17 protein-coding genes and 1 tRNA gene are annotated in these 21,316 nt (G+C 56.5%); 7 read left to right on the top strand and 11 right to left on the bottom strand.

All coding sequences use genetic code 11. The features are described from left to right. Positions 1-97 precede the first annotated feature (97 nt). Positions 98-691 (top strand): L,D-transpeptidase, encoded by a 594-nt coding sequence (locus tag G6R15_RS05935; protein ID WP_164658868.1) that lies wholly within the window; start codon positions 98-100, stop codon positions 689-691. A 6-nt stretch (positions 692-697) separates the two neighbouring features. Here the strand turns inward: G6R15_RS05935 and G6R15_RS05930 are convergent, their stop codons facing one another. The 5 genes from G6R15_RS05930 to recA all read right to left on the bottom strand — a co-directional run bounded on the left by G6R15_RS05930 (position 698) and on the right by recA (position 6,522). After that, positions 698-1,168, bottom strand: a complete 471-nt coding sequence (locus G6R15_RS05930) for a hypothetical protein (RefSeq protein ID WP_164658867.1) — start codon at positions 1,166-1,168, stop codon at positions 698-700. 99 nt (positions 1,169-1,267) lie between these two features. Further along, on the bottom strand, positions 1,268-2,113 hold the full coding sequence (locus G6R15_RS05925; RefSeq protein ID WP_164658866.1) for a class I SAM-dependent methyltransferase: 846 nt from the start codon (positions 2,111-2,113) through the stop codon (positions 1,268-1,270). Positions 2,114-2,237: 124 nt separating this feature from the next. Continuing rightward, positions 2,238-2,525, bottom strand: a complete 288-nt coding sequence (locus G6R15_RS05920) for a DUF1330 domain-containing protein (RefSeq protein ID WP_108787358.1) — start codon at positions 2,523-2,525, stop codon at positions 2,238-2,240. Between the two features lie 75 nt (positions 2,526-2,600). Then, entirely contained in the window at positions 2,601-5,273 is a 2,673-nt protein-coding gene (gene alaS / locus G6R15_RS05915) for an alanine--tRNA ligase (RefSeq protein WP_164658865.1), read from the bottom strand. Between the two features lie 178 nt (positions 5,274-5,451). Then, positions 5,452-6,522, bottom strand: a complete 1,071-nt coding sequence (gene recA / locus G6R15_RS05910) for a recombinase RecA (RefSeq protein ID WP_164658864.1) — start codon at positions 6,520-6,522, stop codon at positions 5,452-5,454. Positions 6,523-6,715: 193 nt separating this feature from the next. Between recA and G6R15_RS05905 the strand changes: the two genes are divergently transcribed. Next, complete coding sequence (locus G6R15_RS05905) at positions 6,716-7,309, top strand: gamma-glutamyl kinase (protein WP_164658863.1); 594 nt, start codon at positions 6,716-6,718, stop codon at positions 7,307-7,309. A gap of 12 nt (positions 7,310-7,321) precedes the next feature. Here G6R15_RS05905 and G6R15_RS05900 read toward each other — a convergent pair whose 3' ends face one another. The 4 genes from G6R15_RS05900 to G6R15_RS05885 all read right to left on the bottom strand — a co-directional run bounded on the left by G6R15_RS05900 (position 7,322) and on the right by G6R15_RS05885 (position 12,982). Further along, complete coding sequence (locus G6R15_RS05900; protein ID WP_164658862.1) at positions 7,322-9,631, bottom strand: ATP-binding protein; 2,310 nt, start codon at positions 9,629-9,631, stop codon at positions 7,322-7,324. A 97-nt stretch (positions 9,632-9,728) separates the two neighbouring features. Further along, positions 9,729-10,898, bottom strand: coding sequence for an RsmB/NOP family class I SAM-dependent RNA methyltransferase (locus tag G6R15_RS05895; RefSeq protein WP_164658861.1), 1,170 nt, complete (start codon positions 10,896-10,898; stop codon positions 9,729-9,731). Between the two features lie 10 nt (positions 10,899-10,908). Beyond that, positions 10,909-12,357: an IMP dehydrogenase gene (gene guaB, locus G6R15_RS05890; RefSeq protein WP_164658860.1), complete on the bottom strand. Its 1,449-nt coding sequence runs from the start codon at positions 12,355-12,357 to the stop codon at positions 10,909-10,911. 130 nt (positions 12,358-12,487) lie between these two features. Further along, positions 12,488-12,982: a hypothetical protein gene (locus G6R15_RS05885; protein ID WP_164658859.1), complete on the bottom strand. Its 495-nt coding sequence runs from the start codon at positions 12,980-12,982 to the stop codon at positions 12,488-12,490. Between the two features lie 325 nt (positions 12,983-13,307). On the opposite strand from G6R15_RS05885, the gene G6R15_RS05880 reads away from it, so the two are divergent. The 4 genes from G6R15_RS05880 to G6R15_RS05865 all read left to right on the top strand — a co-directional run bounded on the left by G6R15_RS05880 (position 13,308) and on the right by G6R15_RS05865 (position 17,338). Continuing rightward, positions 13,308-15,353, top strand: coding sequence for an ASKHA domain-containing protein (locus G6R15_RS05880; protein ID WP_164658858.1), 2,046 nt, complete (start codon positions 13,308-13,310; stop codon positions 15,351-15,353). Positions 15,354-15,428: 75 nt separating this feature from the next. Then, a tRNA-Gly gene (locus G6R15_RS05875) sits at positions 15,429-15,502 on the top strand. 272 nt (positions 15,503-15,774) lie between these two features. Further along, positions 15,775-17,058: a mechanosensitive ion channel family protein gene (locus tag G6R15_RS05870; protein WP_164658857.1), complete on the top strand. Its 1,284-nt coding sequence runs from the start codon at positions 15,775-15,777 to the stop codon at positions 17,056-17,058. 46 nt (positions 17,059-17,104) lie between these two features. After that, on the top strand, positions 17,105-17,338 hold the full coding sequence (locus G6R15_RS05865; RefSeq protein WP_164658856.1) for a hypothetical protein: 234 nt from the start codon (positions 17,105-17,107) through the stop codon (positions 17,336-17,338). A 93-nt stretch (positions 17,339-17,431) separates the two neighbouring features. Here G6R15_RS05865 and G6R15_RS05860 read toward each other — a convergent pair whose 3' ends face one another. Further along, positions 17,432-19,051, bottom strand: a complete 1,620-nt coding sequence (locus G6R15_RS05860; RefSeq protein ID WP_164658855.1) for a long-chain-fatty-acid--CoA ligase — start codon at positions 19,049-19,051, stop codon at positions 17,432-17,434. Positions 19,052-19,227: 176 nt separating this feature from the next. Between G6R15_RS05860 and G6R15_RS05855 the strand changes: the two genes are divergently transcribed. Beyond that, positions 19,228-19,704, top strand: coding sequence for a thioesterase family protein (locus tag G6R15_RS05855; protein ID WP_164658854.1), 477 nt, complete (start codon positions 19,228-19,230; stop codon positions 19,702-19,704). Between the two features lies 1 nt (position 19,705). On the opposite strand, the gene pgi is transcribed toward G6R15_RS05855, so the two are convergent. Further along, on the bottom strand, positions 19,706-21,313 hold the full coding sequence (gene pgi / locus G6R15_RS05850) for a glucose-6-phosphate isomerase (protein WP_373456007.1): 1,608 nt from the start codon (positions 21,311-21,313) through the stop codon (positions 19,706-19,708). Positions 21,314-21,316 lie beyond the last annotated feature (3 nt).

Genomic DNA, 21,316 nt, shown 5'->3' with positions numbered 1-21,316 from the left:
AAGGCAAATCAACCCGCGAAAATGTGAACCCGGCCCCTATGGAAAAGATACCAACCAATCCCTAGTTTGGCGCAAACATCAGGTAATCGAGGTTCATATGTCTAGCAGCACGATCACTCGCCGCAGCGCTCTGTTGGGCGTTGTCGCTTCTCTGTCCACGCCAGCTCTTTTGCGCGCTCAGGATGCCTTTCCCCAAGACGAGCCCCCGATCGAGACACAGATCCCGGTGCGCCGCAATATCTCGTCCTTTGCGCAGCAACGGTGGGAGGATCATTTCGAAAAACTGGGGGTTGGATGCCTGCTGGCCGATATCACCAGCCGCGCGGTGCATTACTGGGGCGATGATGGTTCCTATCGCCTCTATCCCTCGTCCGTACCGATGAGCGAAGAACTGACAAAGCGCGGCTATACCGAAGTTGTGCGTAAACGGGAAAACCCCAGTTGGACCCCAACGGCGTCCATGCGCGAACGTGATCCCTCATTGCCGGTGCGTATCGACGGCGGCGCACAAGGTAACCCGTTGGGCACCCGCGCCATGTATCTGACCTGGCCCGCCTATTTGGTGCATGGCACCCACGACACGCGCAAAATCGGCCGTCAGAGCTCGTCTGGCTGCATTGGCCTGTATAATGAGCACGTGGAAGAGCTGTACGCGCTGGTCAAAGTCGGCACCCAAGTCCGCTTGATGTAAGCGCGATCACTCCAGCGCGAAGGTCAACCCATAGGTCAGCGTAGCATCGACCGAGTTTCCCCCTGACGGGATCGCCTGAACAAACACATTGCGATAACGGGCCTGAAGGCCCGCAATTGGCACCACATCGCCGATGGAATGGCTAAACTGGTCGCCCTCTCCGGGATAAGTTGCCAGCGCAGCAAATAGATCCAAACCCCAAATCTGATTACGAACCAACGGAAAAGCCGTTGTCGCCACCACAGATGCATCGCCGTAGCTATTGCGAAACATCCCGATGCCGACATCCAAACGGTTCTGCCACAACAGCTCTTTCCAGGTCACAATGACACCGGGGTTGAACTCTTCGAAATCGCGCGTTGCGCCCACGTGATGTGACCCCAGCAAGATTGATATCTGATCGGGACCTGCATCCACTGCGGTTGCGCCGCCGGCCAGTACGCTCGCGGCCAAAACGGCCTGTTTCACTTGCATCACTCGACTGCCTCTACCTGCGCCCGCTCTTGCGCCGGGCTGACCATGCTTCATCCCATGTTAACCATGGAATTCGACCAGACTATGGCAGCGTGCGGGATTTTACGTCTTGCGTATCCAGAAACTCTGCGCCCGTCCCCCGGCCAGGAATGGCAGCGCCCGGACAGCGTCGGGGCGGTCCTGCTGCAAAAAGTAACCCGGCCACAGCAATTGATAGCCGCTGGTCTGAATCAACGTATGCAACACATACTGCTCGGCCCATGAAGGGCAGTCGTAAAAGAACCGCTTGGGGTACTCATACGGCAAAAAGACATCATGCACATGAATCACCACACCCGGCGCAAGCCGTGGAATGATCCGGCAGAACAGATGTGCCACATCGTTGCTCATCCGAACTTGATGGCTGCTGTCGATGAAAAGGATGTCACCTGGACCCAAGGTATCAAATAGCGCCGGATCAACTTCTTCCAGCCGTTTCTGCTCGAACGCATTGACGACATGGGCAATATCGGCGCGCGGATAGGGGTCAATCGCGGTGATCTTGGTGTTCAGTCCTCCGTCGATGACAGCCTGCCGCGTGATCCGGGTGGAGTTTCCACAGCCAACCTCGATCACGTGTTTCGGCTGGTGGCGCCGCACCATCAAATACAGAGCTTCGGCATCCGGCGTGTCATAATACCCATTGCTTGACCGATATCCCGTCTTATTCCGCTTCGGATCATGCAATGCATCCAACGCGTCCTTGTGGGTTTCATATTCCCGAACCAGCCCGGAAATATCGAACCCTTCCATGCCGGGGCTCAGTGCGTAGGCGGGCTTTTCCAACCCTCCGCGCCGTTCAAAAGCAACTAGACGCTCGGTCTCTGCGATCTCATCCGTACGGTCGATCACCTTAACGTCCAAAGGGTCCAGCAAGGCGTTGATCTTGGGAAATTTTCTTTTTTTCACGACCTGATCCCCTTAGGCATAAGTTGCTTGTCCTTACCGTGCTTTTCGCCTGTGTCCAACCCTGACACAACAGAACCCGCCGCGGTGCTCCGAAGCGGGTTCAAATATTGTTCTGCAGGAGCGGTCACTCTGACGTTTCGACAACCATCAATTCGCGCTCTGATGCATCGCGCGCATGGCTCAGCGCCTCTTGGTATTCAGGCGAGTTGTAACAGTCGACTGCAGCATCAACACTTGGAAATCGAGCCACAACATTACGGGGACGCTCTTTGCCTTCAAGCTGAACAAACCGTCCGCCGCGTGCAATGAAACTGCCGCCATGTTTGGCAATCGCGGGCCCCGCCAGTTCGGCATATTTGCCATAGGCTTCGGCGTCGGTAACGGTTACATGTGCGATCCAGAGTGCGGGCATGGGTTTTCTCCTTAGTGTGTTTTCCGGCAGCTTACGCGATCTGCCGGAAAGGCCAACCCATTTTTGACCAATTGGTCAACCCTGAAGAACCGCCTCGGCCGCCTTGATTGCTGCATCTGCGTTCGACGCATCCTTACCGCCGCCCTGAGCCATGTCAGGACGACCACCGCCGCCCTTGCCGCCCAGTTCGACCACTGCCGCCTTGACCAGATCAACCGCCGACACCGTGTCGGTCAGATCTTTGGTCACACCCGCCGCCACTGCCGCCTTGCCACCTGCATCTGCGATCAGCAGAACCGCGCCGGATCCCAGGCGCTCTTTATGCTCGTCGATCAGGGCGGGCAGATCCTTGCCCGACACACCGCTGAGCGCTTGAGCCAGGAACTTGACGCCATTGATCTCGCGCGCCTCGGCACCGCCGCCCTGCCCGGCACCACCGGCCATGGCAAGCTCACGACGCAGGCTGGCCACCTCGTTCTGCAGCGCCTTGCGTTCATCCATAAGAGATTTGACACGGTCCACTGCTTCAATAGGCTGAGCTTTCAGCATACCGCTAATCTCGCCCATCCGGGTCGCCTCGGTCGACAGGTGTTCGAATGCTGCGGCACCGGTCAGCGCTTCGATCCGGCGCACACCGGCGGACGACGCGCTATCACCCAAAAGGACAAAAGTTCCTATGTCGCCAGTCTGTTTGACATGCGTACCGCCGCACAGCTCGATCGAATAGGTGTTGCCATCCTGACCTTTGCCCGTCTCGGCTTGCCCCATCGATACAACACGCACCTCGTCGCCGTATTTCTCGCCAAACAAGGCTTGTGCGCCAATGGCACGGGCATCATCCGGCGTCATGATTCGGGTTTCCACGGTCGAATTCTGGCGGATGAAGGTGTTCACATCCGTCGCCACTTTTTTCAATTCCTCGTCTGTTAGCGCCTTGGCGTGACTGAAATCGAACCGCAGGCGATCAGACGCATTGAGCGAGCCACGCTGAGCTACGTGATCGCCCAGATGTTCGCGCAAAGCCTCGTGCAACAGGTGCGTGGCCGAGTGATTGGCGCGAATGGCTGAACGGCGGTTTTGATCCACCTCCAGCTCTACCGGATCCCCTTTGGAAATCGCGCCACGCTCGACCGTCACCTTGTGAGCATAGATCTTACCCTCGGCAAATTTCTTAGTGTCTTCGACCAGTGCAATCTCATCTCGATTTTCAAGACGACGGATCAAACCGCTGTCGCCTACCTGACCGCCGGCCTCGCCATAAAACGGCGTCTGGTTTACGATGATCCAGCCGTCTTCACCCTCGGCGATCTTGTCCGTCAGCGCACCATCCACAACCAAAGCCATCACCTGACCCTCGGCCATTTCAGTATCATAGCCCAGGAAATCCGTGGCATTGGCACTGTCCAGCACGTCAAACCAGACCGCATTGTCCGCAGCCTCGCCGGACCCTGACCATGCGGCACGCGCCTTGGCTTTTTGCTCGGCCATGGCGGCATCAAAACCGTCGGTGTCAACGGCACGTCCATTTTCGCGCAATGCATCCTGCGTCAAATCAAGAGGAAATCCAAAAGTGTCATAGAGCTTGAACGCAGCCTCACCCGAGAGCGGCGCGCCCTCGTCCAAACCGTTCAACTCATCGTCCAACAGTTTCAAACCACGATCCAGCGTCTGCTTGAACCGGGTCTCTTCCGATTGCAATGTTTCCTCGATCAGCGCTTGCGCCTGACCCAATTCCGGGTAAGCGGCGCCCATCTGCTGTACCAACGACGGCACCAGGCGGTGCATGACAGGATCTTTGGCACCCAGCAGGTGGGCATGGCGCATGGCGCGTCGCATGATCCGGCGCAGCACATAACCGCGCCCGTCATTTGACGGCATTACTCCGTCCGCAATCAGAAATGAAGTCGAACGCAAGTGATCCGCAATAACGCGGTGATGCACGTTCTTGTCACCATAGGGGTCGACATTGGTGGCCTCAGCACTGGCCTCGATCAACGCCTTGAACAGATTTGTGTCATAATTGTCGTGACTGCCCTGCAGCAGTGCGCCGATGCGTTCCAGCCCCATGCCAGTGTCAATTGACTGCATATCTAGCGGAACCATCGAGCCGTCTTCGAATTGCTCGTTTTGCATGAAAACGATGTTCCATATCTCGATAAACCGGTCACCGTCCTCTTCCGGCGAACCCGGAGGGCCGCCCCAAATATGATCGCCGTGATCATAAAAAATCTCGGTGCAGGGACCACATGGACCAGTCGGACCCATCTGCCAAAAATTGTCAGATGTAGCGATGCGAATAATCCGATCCTCGGGCACACCAACCTTTTTCCAAATCTCGAACGCCTCGTCGTCGGTGTGGTAAACCGTGACCCAGAGCCGCGATTTATCGATCTCGAAATCCTTGGTGATCAGATTCCACGCAAACGCGATTGCCTCGTGTTTGAAATAGTCCCCGAACGAGAAGTTCCCCAGCATTTCGAAAAACGTGTGGTGGCGCGCAGTGTAGCCAACGTTGTCCAGATCGTTGTGCTTGCCGCCTGCCCGCACGCATTTCTGCGAAGTGGTCGCGCGTTTGTAATCGCGGGCTTCTAAGCCGGTGAACAGGTTTTTGAACTGGACCATGCCCGAGTTTACGAACATCAGTGTGGGGTCGTTGCGCGGTACAAGCGGGCTCGAAGCGACCACCTCGTGTTCTTGCTTGGCGAAGTAGTTCAAAAAGGTCGAGCGGATATCGTTCAGCGTGGCCATCAGGTTCTCTCGGCGGAGGGGAAAGTGTTTGCGTGCAGGTGTATCGCCACGGTTTCCGACTGTCCACAGGTTGCAATGCCGCAAACGAAACAAGACGGCCCATAGGCCGCCTTGTTCCGAGCTTTCTCTGCCCCGTAGATTGGGATCTGGAATTTGTCGCCGTTCCCGTCAGCGTCGCTTACGCTTCCAGAATGTCGTCATCTGCGGCTTCACCCGGTGGCATGTCGAATTCCAGCCCGTGTGCGGCGCGGATCTTATCTTCGATCTCGAGAGCAATACGGCTGTTATCGCGCAGGAATTGCTTGGCGTTTTCGCGGCCTTGACCAATACGCTCATCACCATAGCTGAACCACGAACCCGATTTGCCAACCACCCCGGCTTTGACACCCAGGTCCAGCAGTTCGCCCATCTTCGAGATGCCTTCACCATACATGATGTCGAATTCCACCTGTTTGAACGGTGGTGCCACCTTGTTTTTGACAACCTTCACGCGCGTGGCATTGCCGACAACTTCGTCCCGGTCTTTGATCTGACCAATGCGACGAATGTCCAGGCGAACCGAGCTGTAGAATTTCAATGCGTTGCCACCGGTTGTGGTTTCGGGCGAGCCGAACATGACGCCGATTTTCATCCGGATCTGGTTGATGAAGATCACCATGCAGTTCGAACGACTGATCGAGCCGGTCAGCTTGCGCATGGCCTGGCTCATCAAACGGGCTTGCACTCCGACGCTGCTGTCGCCCATATCACCCTCAAGTTCGGATTTTGGCGTCAGTGCCGCCACCGAGTCGACGATAACCATGTTCACAGCACCGGACCGTACCAACGTATCGGTAATCTCAAGCGCCTGTTCGCCGGTGTCGGGCTGCGAGATCAGCAGTTCGTCCAGATCGACACCCAGCTTGCGGGCATATTGCGGATCCAGCGCGTGTTCCGCGTCAACAAAGGCACAAACACCGCCACGTTTTTGCTGTTCAGCCGCACAATGCAACGTCAGCGTGGTTTTGCCTGAGCTTTCCGGCCCGTAAATCTCGACAATTCGTCCCATAGGCAAACCGCCGATACCCAAAGCGATGTCCAGACCCAAAGAACCGGTCGAACTGGCCTCGATCTCCTGGATGGCGTTACCATCACCCAGCTTCATGATTGATCCCTTGCCAAACTGCCGCTCAATCTGGGCCAAAGCGCTGTCCAGCGCCTTTTGTTTGTCCGCGTTCTGCTTGCTGCTCATTGTTAGAAGATCCGCCATTGTCTCGTTCGCCTTCCTTATTGTCATAGCCTGCCGCAGGCGGCAATCACTGCTTTGTTCCCCTCTTGTTCCTTATGAGATCAAAAGTAGAACATTTCAATTAAAATCTTTCTGATCCCACTCTTTCCGAATTGTGTTAACAGCAGGTTTACGGCATTTTCGCACAGGAACCACGACAAGGGGCACCCCGCAAATGCTTGTTTTCTACAAAGAAAGGCTGGCTTTCCTGGCAGTCCCGAAAACCGGAACGACAGCGTATCAGTCTGCGCTACGGACACGCGCAGATATGGTGATTGCGAATCCCCCTGAGCTGAAACATGCGCCTGTGTATCGCTATGACCGGTTCTTTCGTCCAATTTTTGACCGTGTTTGCGGCGTTGAACTCGAAACATTGGCGGTCATCCGCCATCCTCTCAGCTGGTTGGGCAGCTGGTACAGGTATCGCCGTCGACCCGGAATGGAGGGGCATTCAAATTCCACCCACAACATTAGTTTTGACACCTTTGTCGATGCCTACCTCAAGGGGGATCGCCCGGCCTATGCGAATGTGGGAAGTCAGTCCAAGTTTCTGGAAACACGCCCGAATGGTACTGGCATCACTTATCTGTTCAAATACGAAAACCAGGCTGGATTGAACGCGTTCCTTGAGGAACGCTTGGATACAAAACTTTCGTTGTCGCGTGAAAACACCTCTCCCGAGATGGAGCTGTCCTTATCCCCTGAAACCTTAAACAAGCTTGAGCGCAAATTGGCCATTGAGTTCGAACTGCACGCGTCCGCGCGCTAATCCATCATGCCATCAGTGCAATTGCTGATGCACGGTTTCGGTGAGCTGATTCAACGAAAAGGGCTTTGGCAAAAACACCGAATTGGGGATATCGGGGTCGGATTCACCAAACGCACCTTCGGCATAGCCTGAAACAAACACCACGCGAACATGCGGACGCTCTTTCAGGGCTTCGCGAACCCATGTGGGACCATCCAGTCCTGGCATGACCACGTCAGTAACAAAAATGTCCACTGTCAGATCCGGGTCCCTGAGAGTGTCGAGGGCATCTTCGGCGGACTCCGCCTCGAGCACCGTGTACCCCCGCAACCTCAACGCTCGCGAGGCGAACGCCCGTACAGGTGCTTCGTCCTCAACCAAAAGAATGACACCCTCACCATGACGGGCCTGTACGACTTTCTGCTCGTCCCTTGGCTGCACCTCTGCATTGGGCATCTCGGCATGGACAGGGAAGTAAATGATGAATTCAGTCCCCTGCCCTTCAACGCTGTCGACGAAAATGTATCCACCGGTTTGCTTGATGATCCCATAGGCGGTCGACAGACCAAGACCAGTCCCCTCGCCAGTGCGTTTAGTGGTGTAGAACGGCTCGAACACCTTCTGGATTTTGTCGGGGGCAATTCCATCCCCTTCATCACGTACCTTCACCGTTACATACTCACCTGGCTGTAAAGTTGCTCGGTCGCGCTCCAGAGCGTCATCCAGATGAATCACTTCTGTTTCGATCCGGATTTCGCCTCCCTGTGGCATCGCATCCCGCGCATTGACGACCAGGTTCATCAAAACCTGTTCAAGTTGTCGCTTGTCGGCACGGACCGGTTTCAGCACCGGATCATGACTAAGTGTCAGCGTGACTTTCTCTCCGACCAACCGGTTGAGCAGATGGGTCAGATCCGAGAGTGTGTCCCGCAAATCCAGGGTTTCGGGTCGGAGGGTCTGTTTGCGGGAGAAAGCAAGCAATTGCCCTACCAAAGCGGCTGCGCGATTGGCATTTTGATTGATCTGCACCAGATCGCCATAGTCCTGATCACCTTGATCGTGACGCAACAAGAGCAGATCGCAATGCCCTGAAATTGCTGTTAAAAGATTATTAAAGTCATGTGCGACACCCCCCGCAAGTTGACCAATCGCCTGCATCTTCTGGCTTTGGACAAACTGCGCCTCAAGCGTCTTCAACTCAGTGGCATCATTCAGGACCGCAATCAGTCCTGTATTCCCATTCTCAGATATCCGACTGAGCGTGACTTGCACAAATACTTCCTTGTCCTTGCGCGAAAGGCGCAGAAACTCCGACTTTTGCGCGGCGATTCCCTCGACCATATCCTGCAACCAATCAGCGATCGGGCGCCCCAAACCTTGCATGACTTGGCTTATGTGCGTCCCAGTGGACACGGGATGCCCTAGCAGTTCCGCTGCCAGCCGGTTGGCTTCGATCACGTCACCATGTGGCGCGATCTTAAGCATCGGGACCGGCAACGTATTGAACCCCTCCTCGCCTTCAGGCCCATCCGGTGTCGCCTCTACTGGCATGAAGTAGAGTTCGCGCCGAACCGACGAGCGGCCATGCTCTGCCACAACAACCGAGAGGGGGCCGTTTGCGGTCGTGATGACCTGCACTGTTCCAGGCTCAACCGGGGTGGAAACAAACAATCGGTCCAAGGATTTCACGCGCTCGCCAACCAGGCTCCGTGCGGCTTCATTCATGAACAGCACGGAGCCTGAACGGCCGATGGTGAGCATCGGGACAAATGCCGGCTCACCTCTGCGTCCGTTGCCTGCACTGTCTGTCATCTCTTCGACGCGCCACAACAAACCACCATTGACCAACCCATGCACACTCAACCGAATGTGGCCACGCCGGGTTACGATGTCTTCGCTGGCGTTGCCATCAATGCGCGCGCGCGATTGCAGGCGAAACAATACTGCTGACGGATTGGCAAAGATGGAACGCAAGGTTGCAGCCAGAGTTTCAGCTTGATCGTCAGAAAACCGAACGCGGGCGGCTGTGTTTCGCGTCAGTATCATCCCTTCGTCATCTGTAACAAAACTTGGACTTGCGTCCTTTTCGATAAATCCTGCCAGCATCTCTCCCGCCAAAGAGCGCGCTCCGGCAATCCGATTTCCCCTAAAACCCAAACCGATGGCAATAACCGTCATGCTGCCCGCCGCCGCGATCAGCAGCCGGTCGACAAAATCGGCGAACGGGCCCCAGACTCCGGTCGCTGCCAAGACAAGTGCCAACAGTAAGACCGCACCAATACGTGCGCCGCTCGGGCTCTGGTCAGGAATGACTGGCGAGAATGAGGCGCTGAAGGCAGACAATGCGCAACTCCGTTCGAGATTCTTTGACAGTATTTCGCGCCACACTGGTTAAGCCCGGCTTAACGAAATAAAAATCTACCTTAGGTTGTGCGAAGAGTCAAAGAATACGCTTCATTAGCGCGACGAAGAAGCCATCCGTACCATCCAACACGGACCAAGAGTTGGACGAGACCTGCATCCAGTTCGTTTTTGCCGCTAGAAACGCCGAGGTTCGACCGGTATTTTCGACGTTCAACGACGAGCAAGTTGCATAGCCAAGAACACCACGCGCCCTTACCAATTGTGACGATTTTTCAATAACTTGAGTCTGTGCACTCAATAGGTCATCCAAACCGTCCCGCGTGAGTTGCCATTTTCCTGCCGGTGCGCGCCGCCAAGACCCGCTTCCCGAGCAGGGCGAATCTGCCAAAACAAGATCGAATTGACCTGCAAATTGTAGATTGTCTGGCGTCACGATGGTAATCTTGGCTTTGGCCCTTTTGGCGCGTTCAGGCAGATCCCGCATGCGTTGTGGGGCCACATCATGAGCCACCACCTCAACTCCGGCGTGTGCCGCCATGGCCAGAGCCTTACCGCCACCCCCGGCGCAGTAGTCCAAAACACGCATACCTGGTTCCAGTGGCAGGGTTTCAACAACCGCTTGACTGGCAGCGTCCTGCAATTCAACCAATCCAGTCTTAAAAGCGCGGCTCTGGCTAATTCGACGGGCACCCTCGGTTACGTCCAACGCAGAATTAGCTGCAGGGTGCGCAATGCAAGTGATGCCCTCTTCTGCAAGTATGTGGGTCGCATCCGTACGGGTCGTGCGGGCCAAGTTGACCCGTAAATGGACCGGAGCCCGCGTTTGCATGATCCGCGCGGCTTGGGATGCGTTTTTCCCCAGGCTTTCGCTGAATTCCGGCCATAGCCAATCAGGAATATCAGCTGCCTCGGCCCCCTCCATTGGTGCGCGACCGCCTGCTAACTCTATGTCAGTTAACGGTGATGGCGCATGAGTTGCGCCGTTGAACAATGCCTCAAGATCCGCTCCATTTCGACGGCACAACCCCAACATCAGTTGCCGCCCAGTTTCGCCGCCGCCCAATGCGGCTAAAGACCGCCATTGGCGAGTAACATCGAACACATGATCCCGGACGGCCGCCCGATCCTTTGAGCCAGCATAGCGGCTACGCCGGGCCCACCCAGTCAAGGCTTTCTCGACGGGGGACCCGGCGCTTATGTCATCCAAGATGGTGATCGCGGTCTCAACGCGCGCCGCCGGGGTCATGACTGGTGCCTCACATAATACGGTAGTTGGGGCTTTCGCGGGTAATCTGCACGTCGTGCACGTGGCTTTCTTTGAGGCCCGCGCCCGTGATCTTGACGAAATTGCAGTTGTGGCGCATTTCCTCGACCGTCGCGCAGCCAGTATAGCCCATGGCGGCGCGAAGCCCCCCCACCAATTGGTGGATCACAGCGCTTGCGGCCCCTTTGTAAGGCACCTGACCTTCAATTCCTTCAGGCACAAGCTTGTCGTTTGCTGCATCCTTCTGGAAATAGCGATCCGCTGAACCACGCGCCATGGCGCCCAAGGACCCCATGCCACGATAAGATTTGAATGACCGGCCCTGATACAGGATCACTTCGCCCGGACTTTCATCCGTGCCGGCAATCATCGAACCAACCATGGCGCAGGATGCACCGGCCGCAATTGCCTTGGCAAAATCGCCAGAGAATTTGATGCCGCCGTCGGCAATCACAGGCACATCACCCGCTGCCGCAGCACAATCCATAATCGCGGTCAGCTGCGGCACACCAACACCGGCAACCATGCGCGTGGTGCAGATCGAGCCGGGCCCAATGCCAACCTTGATCGCATCCGCACCTGCATCAATCAGAGCTTTGGTCGCCTCACCTGTGGCTACGTTGCCAGCGATGATCTGGACCTCGTTGGACAGAGCCTTGGCTCGCTTCACAGCATCGATCACACCAGCAGAATGCCCATGTGCTGTGTCCACAACAATGATGTCGACACCCGCGTCCACCAGCATTTCACTGCGGGCAAAACCACTGTCACCGACCGAGCTGGCAGCCGCCACGCGCAGGCGACCCAACTGATCCTTGCAGGCCGTGGGGTTGAGCACCGCTTGCTCCGTGTCTTTCAGCGTCAACAGACCGGTCAGTTTGCCCTCAGCATCGGTCACCAACAGCTTTTCGATCCGGCGCGCGCGCATCAGTGATTTCGCCTCGTCCCGATCGGCTGGTTCCCGCAGGATCGCCAGGTTCTCCGAGGTCATCACCGCCTTGACCGGCGTATCGTCGGACGACGCAAAGCGCATATCTCGGTTGGTCACGATGCCAACGACGCGGCCAGCTTCGTCTACCACGGGGAAGCCGGTAAAGTTGTAGCGCTGCACCAGTGCCTTGGCGTCAGCTACGGTTTGGTCTGCGCGCAGTGTAACGGGGTTGTAAACGATACCAGATTCGAACCGTTTCACCCGGCGCACTTCACGCGCCTGCGTTTCAGCATCCAAGTTCTTGTGCACTACGCCGATGCCGCCCGCTTGCGCCATGGCAATCGCCATCCGAGCTTCGGTCACGGTGTCCATGGCCGAACTGAGCAGCGGGATGTTCATCGATATCGAACGTGTCACACGCGTGGTCGTATCCGCCGTTGCCGGCAGGACCGACGATGCCGCCGGCTCCAGTAGAACATCATCAAATGTGAGCGCCTCACGAATCTGCATTTGTCATCCCCATGCATAACCCCGTTTGACGGTCACCCTATTACATGGATCGAAACTGGTGAAAAGGTCCGGGACCAAGTAATTTGAAAAGGGGCAACGTGGGATGCCTTGATGTCGGCAGTTTTGGCGGTCAGCCTTCACCCGTTGAAAGCTTCTCGGGCCGAAACTTTGGCCGGACGTAGAGCCAATGAACCTCGGTTTGTGGATTGGCGATGGCAAACATGTCGACCCGCTTGTCGAACCAATTCACCACGATTTCTCGACCCTCTTCAAAGACAACAACGCAATAGGCACCCGAGGCCACGTAACAGCTGTCACGCTCGAGCACATTCACGATGAACGGATCCGAGATATTTCGTTTTATCTGGATCATCGCCGTTCTTCCCTTGCCCGTCACCACCAGGCCGCCAACAATAACTGCGACTGCAACGCCCATCATTCCGAAACCGGACAACCGTGCAAACGGATTGGACAACTTCAGGCTTGGTCCGAAGGCCACAAAGACCTGCCGACCAACCAACCCAAAAACAAGAATAATCATGATCATCGAGAACTTGCCGGACAAGCCGTTTTTCGCCTCTGAAACCCCGGCCACTGCGCCCGCTACGTCAAACCCAAAATCCATTGTAAATGCCTCACTGGAAAATACTGCCGCCAAATGCTCATGACGCCACTTAGCGTCTCTATTCTGTCGGGATTGCGGCAGGCTTTGCGCCATTTGGCGAAAGAATTCGGACAAGGCGCCCAAAAGGTTAACGCGGCAGAGGTTGGTGTCGGCCGCAAGAATAAGTAATCAAGAAAAGCCACGAGGCTTGAGCCAAAAATTGCATCTTGGGTACAAGTTTTTTCACAAAATGACGCCCAGTGACCGAAATATGCCGCCAGCCACCTTTCGCTTTGCGAACAACATCATATTCTCCGCGTCAAACGCGGAACCAGAAAGCACCTGAATGAGCACCGATCCCCTCGTCGTATTCACCCCGTCCGGAAAACGCGGGCATTTCCCTATCGGCACACCGATCCTGACCGCTGCTCGCCAGTTGGGCGTCGATCTGGATTCGGTCTGTGGTGGGCGCGGAATCTGTTCGAAATGCCAGATTACGCCATCTTATGGCGAGTTTCCAAAACACGGCGTGACCGTGAAAGAGGATGCGCTTTCGGAATGGAACAAGGTTGAACAGCGTTATGATGACAAACGCGGACTGACACCGGGCCGCCGTTTGGGTTGTCAGGCCGCCGTTCAGGGCGACATCGTGATCGACGTCCCCCCCGAAAGCCAGGTGCACCGCCAGGTGGTTCGCAAACGGGCCGAGGCACGCGACATCACTCTGAACCCCACCGTGCGCCTCTGCTATGTCGAGGTGCAAGAGCCGGACATGCACGACCCCTCGGGCGATCTGGAGCGTCTGCGCGATGCATTGCGCGATCAGTGGAAGATCGACGGATTTGAGATTGCTCTGCCGGTCATTTCCAAGATGCAGCCAGTGCTGCGCAAGGGTGGCTGGACCGTCACCTGCTTGCTCCACGAAGCACCAGGACGCCCCACCCGCCTGCTCGACCTTTACCCGGGTCTGTATGAGGACGCGATCTACGGTCTGGCCGTTGATCTGGGCTCCACCACAATCGCGGCGCATCTGTGCGATCTGGCGACCGGTGAAGTCGTCGCTTCTTCCGGCTTGATGAACCCGCAGATTCGCTTCGGCGAGGATCTGATGAGCCGGGTCAGCTACGCGATGATGAACGCAGGCGGCGATCGGGAAATGACCCTGGCCGTGCGCGACGGCATGAACGAGCTGTTCCGCAACATCGTTTCAGATGCGCAGATCGAAGCGCATCAAGTTGTTGATGCAGTGTTCGTCTGCAATCCGGTGATGCACCACCTGTTCTTGGGGATCGACCCGTTCGAATTGGGACAAGCGCCTTTTGCGCTTGCCACTGCAAACAGCATGAACCTGGCCGCCTCTGAACTGGATTTGAACAGCATCCACCCTTCGGCGCAAATCTATCTGTTGCCCTGCATCGCCGGCCACGTGGGGGCGGACGCCGCAGCTGTTGCCCTCTCTGAGGCTCCCGATAAGTCGAAAGATCTGGTGCTGGTTGTCGACGTGGGCACCAACGCCGAGATCCTGCTGGGCAACACCGACAAGGTGCTGGCCTGTTCCTCACCCACCGGACCCGCGTTTGAGGGCGCGCAGATCAGCTCAGGCCAACGAGCCGCCCCCGGCGCCATTGAACGCGTGCAGATCGACCCCGTCACCAAGGAACCGCGTTTCCGTATCATAGGATCGGATCTGTGGTCGGACGAAGACGACTTTGCCGAAGCCATAGCCACCACTGGCATCACCGGAATCTGCGGGTCCGGCATTATCGAAATGGTGGCCGAAATGCGCATGGCGGGCATTGTTGATGGACCTGGCCTGATCGGCAGCCCCGAACAGACCGGCACCGAGCGGTGTTTCCTGGATGGGCGCACCTATTCCTACAAGGTTTGGGACGGCAGCGCGGATGGTGGCCCAGTGATCACCGTCACCAACCGTGACATCCGCGAGATCCAGATGGCCAAGGCCGCGCTCTATTCCGGTGCCCGACTGCTGATGGACAAATTCGGCGTCGACACCGTGGACCGTATCGTGCTGGCCGGGGCCTTTGGGGCACACATCAGCCCGAAACACGCAATGGTGCTGGGTATGATCCCGGATTGTGTGTTGGACAAGGTGACTTCGGCGGGCAACGCTGCCGGAACTGGTGCGCGTATTGCATTGCTCAACAGCAAGGCCCGCACCGAGGTCGAAGAGACGGTCCGCGCAATTCACAAGATCGAGACCGCAATCGAACCGCGCTTTCAAGAGCATTTCGTGAACGCCTCGGCCATCCCAAACTCAGCCGAGCCCTTCCCGATCCTAGCAACCGAAGTAACCTTGCCGGACGTGAATTTCAACACGGGCACCGACGCTTCGACAGCGTCGGGTGGACGTCGTCGTCGTCGCCGAAGCTGATTCTGAGGCTGGCCGTCAAGCGGTTCATTCCCGCTTGACCTCCTCTGCCCCAAGACTTACTCAAGCCTTCAGAGCGCGGGTATGGTGAAAAGGTATCACGCGAGCTTCCCAAGCTTAAGTTACGAGTTCGATTCTCGTTACCCGCTCCAGCTTCTTCAATCAATTTTTGGCCACAACGATTGCCCGAGAGACAACCGCGACCAACGCGATTTGATCCGGTAGCAACTTGTTAAACAGATCGAAAAGCGGGATTTTTTTGTTCCGTCAGATCAGCGCGCCTATAGCTCTGTATTGCCTGAACCTTCCAATTACCGCACAGTAACGTGCGGAGAATTGGACAATGATACTGTTCAGGGGAGAGAACATGAATTGCCTTGCTCAATTATTTTGGACGTTTAGAATTTTCATTGTCGCAACTTTTATGGCGGTACTTGTGGCGCTCGCGCCAGCTATGGCTCAGGACGCGAACCCGGTTGAAGACCAGGGTGACACTTCACAAAAGTTTTCTGATCTGGCTGCGCGCGCGCTTGAGGCAGACGTGTCACCCGAGGACCTGCACATCCTTTTGGTTCCGCTCACAGCCTCGGAATTGGCACAAGTCGTTGAGGGATGGCAGGCGCATGTACGGTCACAACTTGAACGGATGTCGAACCTGAACTTGGACATCAATAGCGCCGCAGATGCCAAAGTGGACAGCCTGCGAACGCAGTTGGAAGAAGTACAACAGACGTCAAAAGCCTACCTCGCCAATTTCCAAACCGCCATTACCGGTTGGCTTGAAAAGGGCGCCACTCCGGAGGAAGTCAAACCCTATCAGGACTATGCCTATGCTGCGACCTCGGGTGCGCTGCGGACGACGGACCCGAAGACTCTGGCAAACGCTGCTCTGGATTGGTTGACCGACACTGATGGGGGCTTGGGGTTTCTGATCAGTGTCCTGACCGTCATCATCGCGATCTGGGCGCTGATGTTCGTCGCGCGCCTTGCTCGTCGCATGAGCGATCGGGGCCTTGCACGCGTTCCGTCGTTATCAAGACTGCTCAAAACCTTTATCTCCACGGCCGTGTACTGGGCCGTGATGGTCCTGGGTGTACTGGTCGTGCTGGGGCTTTTCGGGGTCAACGTCACCCCACTGTTTGCGGTCTTTGGAGGACTGTCTTTTATCCTGGGCTTCGCCCTGCAAGAGACACTTGGCAACTTGGCAAGTGGCTTGATGATCATGGTGCTGAAACCCTTTGACACGGGCGACTTCATTCAGGTCGGCAGCTCGTCGGGCGTTGTTGATGAGATGTCGGTGGTCTCGACCAAGATACGGACCTTCGACAATCAGATCATTGTGGTCCCCAACAGCAAGATCTGGGGGGACATCATCACCAATGTCAGCGCGTCCGAAACCCGGCGTGTCGATCTGGTTTTTGGTATCGGCTATTCCGATGACGCTGCACTGGCCATCGAAGTGCTGCAAAAACTTATTGATCATCACGAACTGTGCCTCAAGGACCCCGTCGCCGAAATCTTTGTCGGAGAGCTTGGTGAAAGCTCGGTCAATATTTTCTGCCGCCCTTGGGTCAAGAACGACGACTACTGGACAGTGTTCTGGAACCTGACAGGACAGGCCAAGATCGAGTTTGACGCTGTTGGCGTGTCGATCCCCTTCCCGCAGCGGGATGTTCACTTGATCCCAGTCGACGAGCCCGCGCGATAGGGCGGTCCTGCTTGACCTGGCCCTTTTGCAACTCAGCGTTATCGCCGTGCTGGCTCTATCGGCCTCGCCTATGTCCAGTGAAACAAACCGGGACAGTCCATCCTTTCCCGCCCTTGTCATCCTGGATTGGGATAAGGTGTTCGTGATCCGCGGCTCAATTGCTCTGGCGGCAATGCAACGGGCCGAAACCATGCAGGTCGGCACCGTCGAGACCGCCGCCGTTATCACACCGGATGAGATAGATATCACAATTCAAGGTGGTGAATTTGAAAGACCCTGAGGCGACTTGCGACGGACAATTAGTTCGCATCGCCGCAAACGAGTTATGAATCCAGGGACGGGCCTTTTACCGCCCCTCCCCGACTCAATTGGTTCATCCCGTCAGCAGATCCCGGAACTTCTCTTTTAGCTCCCGTTTCAGCACCTTGCCAGTTGCGCCGAGTGGCAGTGCATCAACAAATACAGCGCGATCCGGGATTTGCCATTTCGCCACCTTGTCATCGAACCACTGCAGGACTTGCTCTTCGGTCACGTCCTGATCCATTGCCCGCACGGCTACGATTACCGGGCGCTCATCCCATTTGGGATGCGGTAACCCGATGGCGGCCGCGCTGGCCAGATGCGGATGACCTACGGCAATGTTTTCCAGCTCAACCGAACTGATCCACTCGCCACCCGACTTGATGATGTCCTTGGATCGGTCCCGGATCGTCATGTATCCATCAGCGTCGAGCGTTGCCACGTCGCCCGTTGCGAACCAGCCATCTTGCAGCAATTCTTCCCCCTGTTTCAGGAAGTAGCTGTCCAACACCCAATGCCCACGCACCATCAGATCGCCCTGGGTTTCCCCATCATGGGGCAGATCGTTGCCATCATCGTCCACGATTTTGAGTTCGACACCAAAGGGTGGGCGACCCTGATTTTCACGCAGCTTGTGTTGCTCTGCTTCAGGCAAATCCAAATGCTTGGCCAAAAGTGTGTTGGTCGATCCTAGCGGGCTCATCTCGGACATGCCCCAAGCGTGGATGGTCTCGACCCCATAGACGTCCCGGAACTCTTCCATCATCGAAGGCGGACAGGCAGATCCGCCGATCACCGTACGCGTCAAGCTTGCCAGTGTGGTGTCGGATTCGCGAGCAAAGTCCAGCAGACCTGCCCAGATTGTCGGCACCCCAAGTGCCAGCGTGACGCCATAGCTGTCGATCAGCCCGACCAGCGCGCTGCCTTGCAGATCACCGCCAGGCAGAACCATCCGGGCACCCGACATCGCGCTTGCGTAAGGCGACCCCCAGGCGTTGACATGAAACATCGGCACAACTGGCATCACCACGTCACGGGCCGAGTACCCCACGCAATCCAGCGTGTTGGACGCGAAACTGTGCAGGACCGTGGACCGATGAGAATACAGAACGCCCTTGGGATCTCCCGTTGTTCCCGATGTATAACAAAGGCTTGAGGCTGTATTTTCATCCAGATCAGGCCAAGAGAAATCTGGGTCGCCCTGCGCAATCAACTCGTCGTAAAACTTGAGCCCTGGCATCTTTGCAGCGGTTTCGTCATTTCGTGGTCCCATCAGAACCACATGTTCAAGCGTTTTGAGTTGATCTCGCAGTGGTGCGATCAGTGGAACAAAGGTCTCGTCCAGAAACAGAACCTTATCCTGCGCGTGATTGACAATGTAGACCAGTTGTTCAGGGAACAGTCGCGGATTAATCGTGTGGCAAACATACCCTGCCCCCGACGTGCCATAATAAACCTCAAGATGCCGACGGTTGTTCCATGCCAAGGTGGCGCAACGGGCCTGTGGTTCCAGCCCCAGAGCAGTCAAAGCGCCGCCCAAACGACGGGCGTTTGTAGCAATTCCCGCCCAGTTGGTCTGCTCGATCCCGCCACCGGTGATTGCAGACCAGATTTCGGTTTGTCCGTGATAGCGCGCCGCGTGATCAACGAGCGATGAAATCAACAAGGGCTGCGTCATCATCTGTCCGAGCATCCCAAATCCTCCCAAATATTCGACCATGTTCCAGGTCGATTGTGGCCTTGTCAGGCCTCCTCCAATTAAATGTCAGACAATTGATCCAAGGGCGATCTGTCAAGCCAAAACCGCACGGAACAGCGTTCATTTTTCTCGGCTTGCGATTTGTCGGAGCGATCACTAGCAGTGACCGTATGGATATTCGATTTCACGCCCCATTAAGCACTAAAGAACAGCTGACCTTTGGCCTTGACGCTCCTCAGCCACTGGCCCTGGCCGACAAGGTTCGTTTCGCGGAACTCGATCCGCTCAATCACGTCAACAACAAGGCTTATATCGAATGGTTCGAAACCTTGCGGGTGTCATATTTCGATAACCTTTGCGCGTTTTGCTACGACGGTATGGAAGCGCCCCGGCTGGTGATCCGCAACGCCAATATCTACTACATTCGCGAAATGGTGATGGGTGAAATCTATGTGGCCACCGCCCGTGTAACCAACTTTCGCAACACCTCCTTTACCATCGAACAGCAACTGTGGTCGGGCGATCTACGCGCCACGTTGACCGGCGTGATGGTGACGCTGCGCCCCGACGGATCAGGACGCTATCCGTTGCCTCAAAAATTGCGGGACGCGTTCATCAAACGTGACGGCGCAACAGCTGAGGGGTAACTCAGGCCCGGTGTTTCTGAACAAAGTCGACCAGGGCCGCGGTTGATCCGTCCTTACCGTCTGCGCTTTGGTCGCCATCGACAATCGGGGCCAGAGAGGTGGCCAATTCCTTGCCCAATTCGACGCCCCATTGATCGAAAGAGTTGATCCCCAAAAGCACCCCTTCGACAAACACGCGATGTTCATAAAGCGCTATGATCTGCCCCAAAACAAACGGCGTCAGCTGGGGATAGATCAGTGTGGTCGAAGGGCGGTTTCCTGCAAACACACGATGGCGGGACTGGCGTTCCAATTCGTTCCCCGTCAGCCCCTTGGCCATCATCCGGGTTCGTGCTTCATCCAGGGACCGCCCGCGCATCAACGCCTCGGACTGGGCCAGGCAATTGGCAACAAGTAGGCGGTGATGGTGGGACAAATCCGGTTCGTGACCTTCGGCGGCCACCATGAATTCGCACGGGACAACACCAGTGCCCTGATGGATCAGTTGATAAAACGCATGCTGGCCATTGGTGCCAGGTTCACCCCAGACCACCGGACCGGACGGCGCGATCAGCGCGCTCCCATCTATTGCCACGGATTTGCCGTTTGATTCCATTTCAAGCTGTTGGAAATAGGCAGGCAATCGGGACAGGCGTTGGTCATAAGGAAGCACTGCACGGGTGGGGTACCCACATATTTGATTGTGCCAAAGACCGGTCAGAGCCAGTAACACAGGCATATTCTCTGCCCACATCGCAGAACGGAAATGCAAGTCCATCGCCTGCCCACCACGCAGGAAGGCGTCAAACGCCTGCGGCCCGATGGCCAGCATCACCGGCAACCCGATCGGACCCCAGACCGAATACCGTCCGCCAACCCAATCCTCGAACCCGAACACCCGCTCAGGTGGGATGCCAAAAGCATCCGTCTTGTCGAGCGCAGTGGACACCGCAGCGAATTGACGCGCGGGATCACCGCCACCCTCGGACATCCAAGCCCGCGCCGTACGGGCGTTGGTCATAGTTTCGATGGTGGTAAAGGTCTTGGACGCCACAATGATCAGCGTGCGGGCCGGATCCAATGGTCGCAGCACATCCGAGATATGCGCGCCATCCACATTGGAGACGAAATGACAGGCGGGCCCGTCGTGATATGGCGCCAAAGCCAGCGTTGCCATTGCCGGACCCAGATCCGAACCACCGATGCCAATGTTGACGACATCCGTGATCGACCCACCTGCCCCGGTGAATGCGCCCGTACGCACATCATAGGCAAAGGCGCGCATTCGCGCCAAGGTATCCAGCACGCCGGGCATGACGTCTTGACCATCAACCAGAACTGGGCCGCCGTCCAAATTACGCAGCGCGGTATGCAGAACCGCGCGCCCCTCGGTTTCGTTGATGAGAGCGCCTGAGAACATTCCGTCCCGCCGCGCGGCCAACCCGACGGTGTCACACAGCTCTGTCAGCGCCGAACGCACCGCACCATCAATCAGGGTCTTGGAATAGTCGAACCGCAAGTCGCTTGTCTCGACAGAAAAAGCCTCGGCCCGCCCGTCGTCCTGTGCAAACAAATCAATGATTTCGCGATCCTTGCCTTCGTCGCGCAGGCGGTGCAGCTCATCCCACATCAT

This window comes from Tropicibacter sp. Alg240-R139 (assembly GCF_900537075.1).
In the GTDB taxonomy this organism is placed as follows: domain Bacteria; phylum Pseudomonadota; class Alphaproteobacteria; order Rhodobacterales; family Rhodobacteraceae; genus Falsiruegeria.
This window is presented reverse-complemented; position numbering and strand designations above follow the sequence as displayed.

What these genes read in the sequence shown, in the direction of transcription:
- G6R15_RS05935 (WP_164658868.1), top strand. Translation starts at nt 98, where the DNA reads ATGTCTAGCAGCACGATCACTCGCCGCAGCGCTCTGTTGGGCGTTGTC.
- G6R15_RS05920 (WP_108787358.1), bottom strand. Translation starts at nt 2,525, where the DNA reads ATGCCCGCACTCTGGATCGCACATGTAACCGTTACCGACGCCGAAGCC.
- alaS (WP_164658865.1), bottom strand. Translation starts at nt 5,273, where the DNA reads ATGGCCACGCTGAACGATATCCGCTCGACCTTTTTGAACTACTTCGCC.
- recA (WP_164658864.1), bottom strand. Translation starts at nt 6,522, where the DNA reads ATGGCGGATCTTCTAACAATGAGCAGCAAGCAGAACGCGGACAAACAA.
- G6R15_RS05905 (WP_164658863.1), top strand. Translation starts at nt 6,716, where the DNA reads ATGCTTGTTTTCTACAAAGAAAGGCTGGCTTTCCTGGCAGTCCCGAAA.
- G6R15_RS05895 (WP_164658861.1), bottom strand. Translation starts at nt 10,898, where the DNA reads ATGACCCCGGCGGCGCGCGTTGAGACCGCGATCACCATCTTGGATGAC.
- guaB (WP_164658860.1), bottom strand. Translation starts at nt 12,357, where the DNA reads ATGCAGATTCGTGAGGCGCTCACATTTGATGATGTTCTACTGGAGCCG.
- G6R15_RS05885 (WP_164658859.1), bottom strand. Translation starts at nt 12,982, where the DNA reads ATGGATTTTGGGTTTGACGTAGCGGGCGCAGTGGCCGGGGTTTCAGAG.
- G6R15_RS05880 (WP_164658858.1), top strand. Translation starts at nt 13,308, where the DNA reads ATGAGCACCGATCCCCTCGTCGTATTCACCCCGTCCGGAAAACGCGGG.
- G6R15_RS05870 (WP_164658857.1), top strand. Translation starts at nt 15,775, where the DNA reads ATGGCGGTACTTGTGGCGCTCGCGCCAGCTATGGCTCAGGACGCGAAC.
- G6R15_RS05860 (WP_164658855.1), bottom strand. Translation starts at nt 19,051, where the DNA reads ATGCTCGGACAGATGATGACGCAGCCCTTGTTGATTTCATCGCTCGTT.
- G6R15_RS05855 (WP_164658854.1), top strand. Translation starts at nt 19,228, where the DNA reads ATGGATATTCGATTTCACGCCCCATTAAGCACTAAAGAACAGCTGACC.
- pgi (WP_373456007.1), bottom strand. Translation starts at nt 21,313, where the DNA reads ATGTGGGATGAGCTGCACCGCCTGCGCGACGAAGGCAAGGATCGCGAA.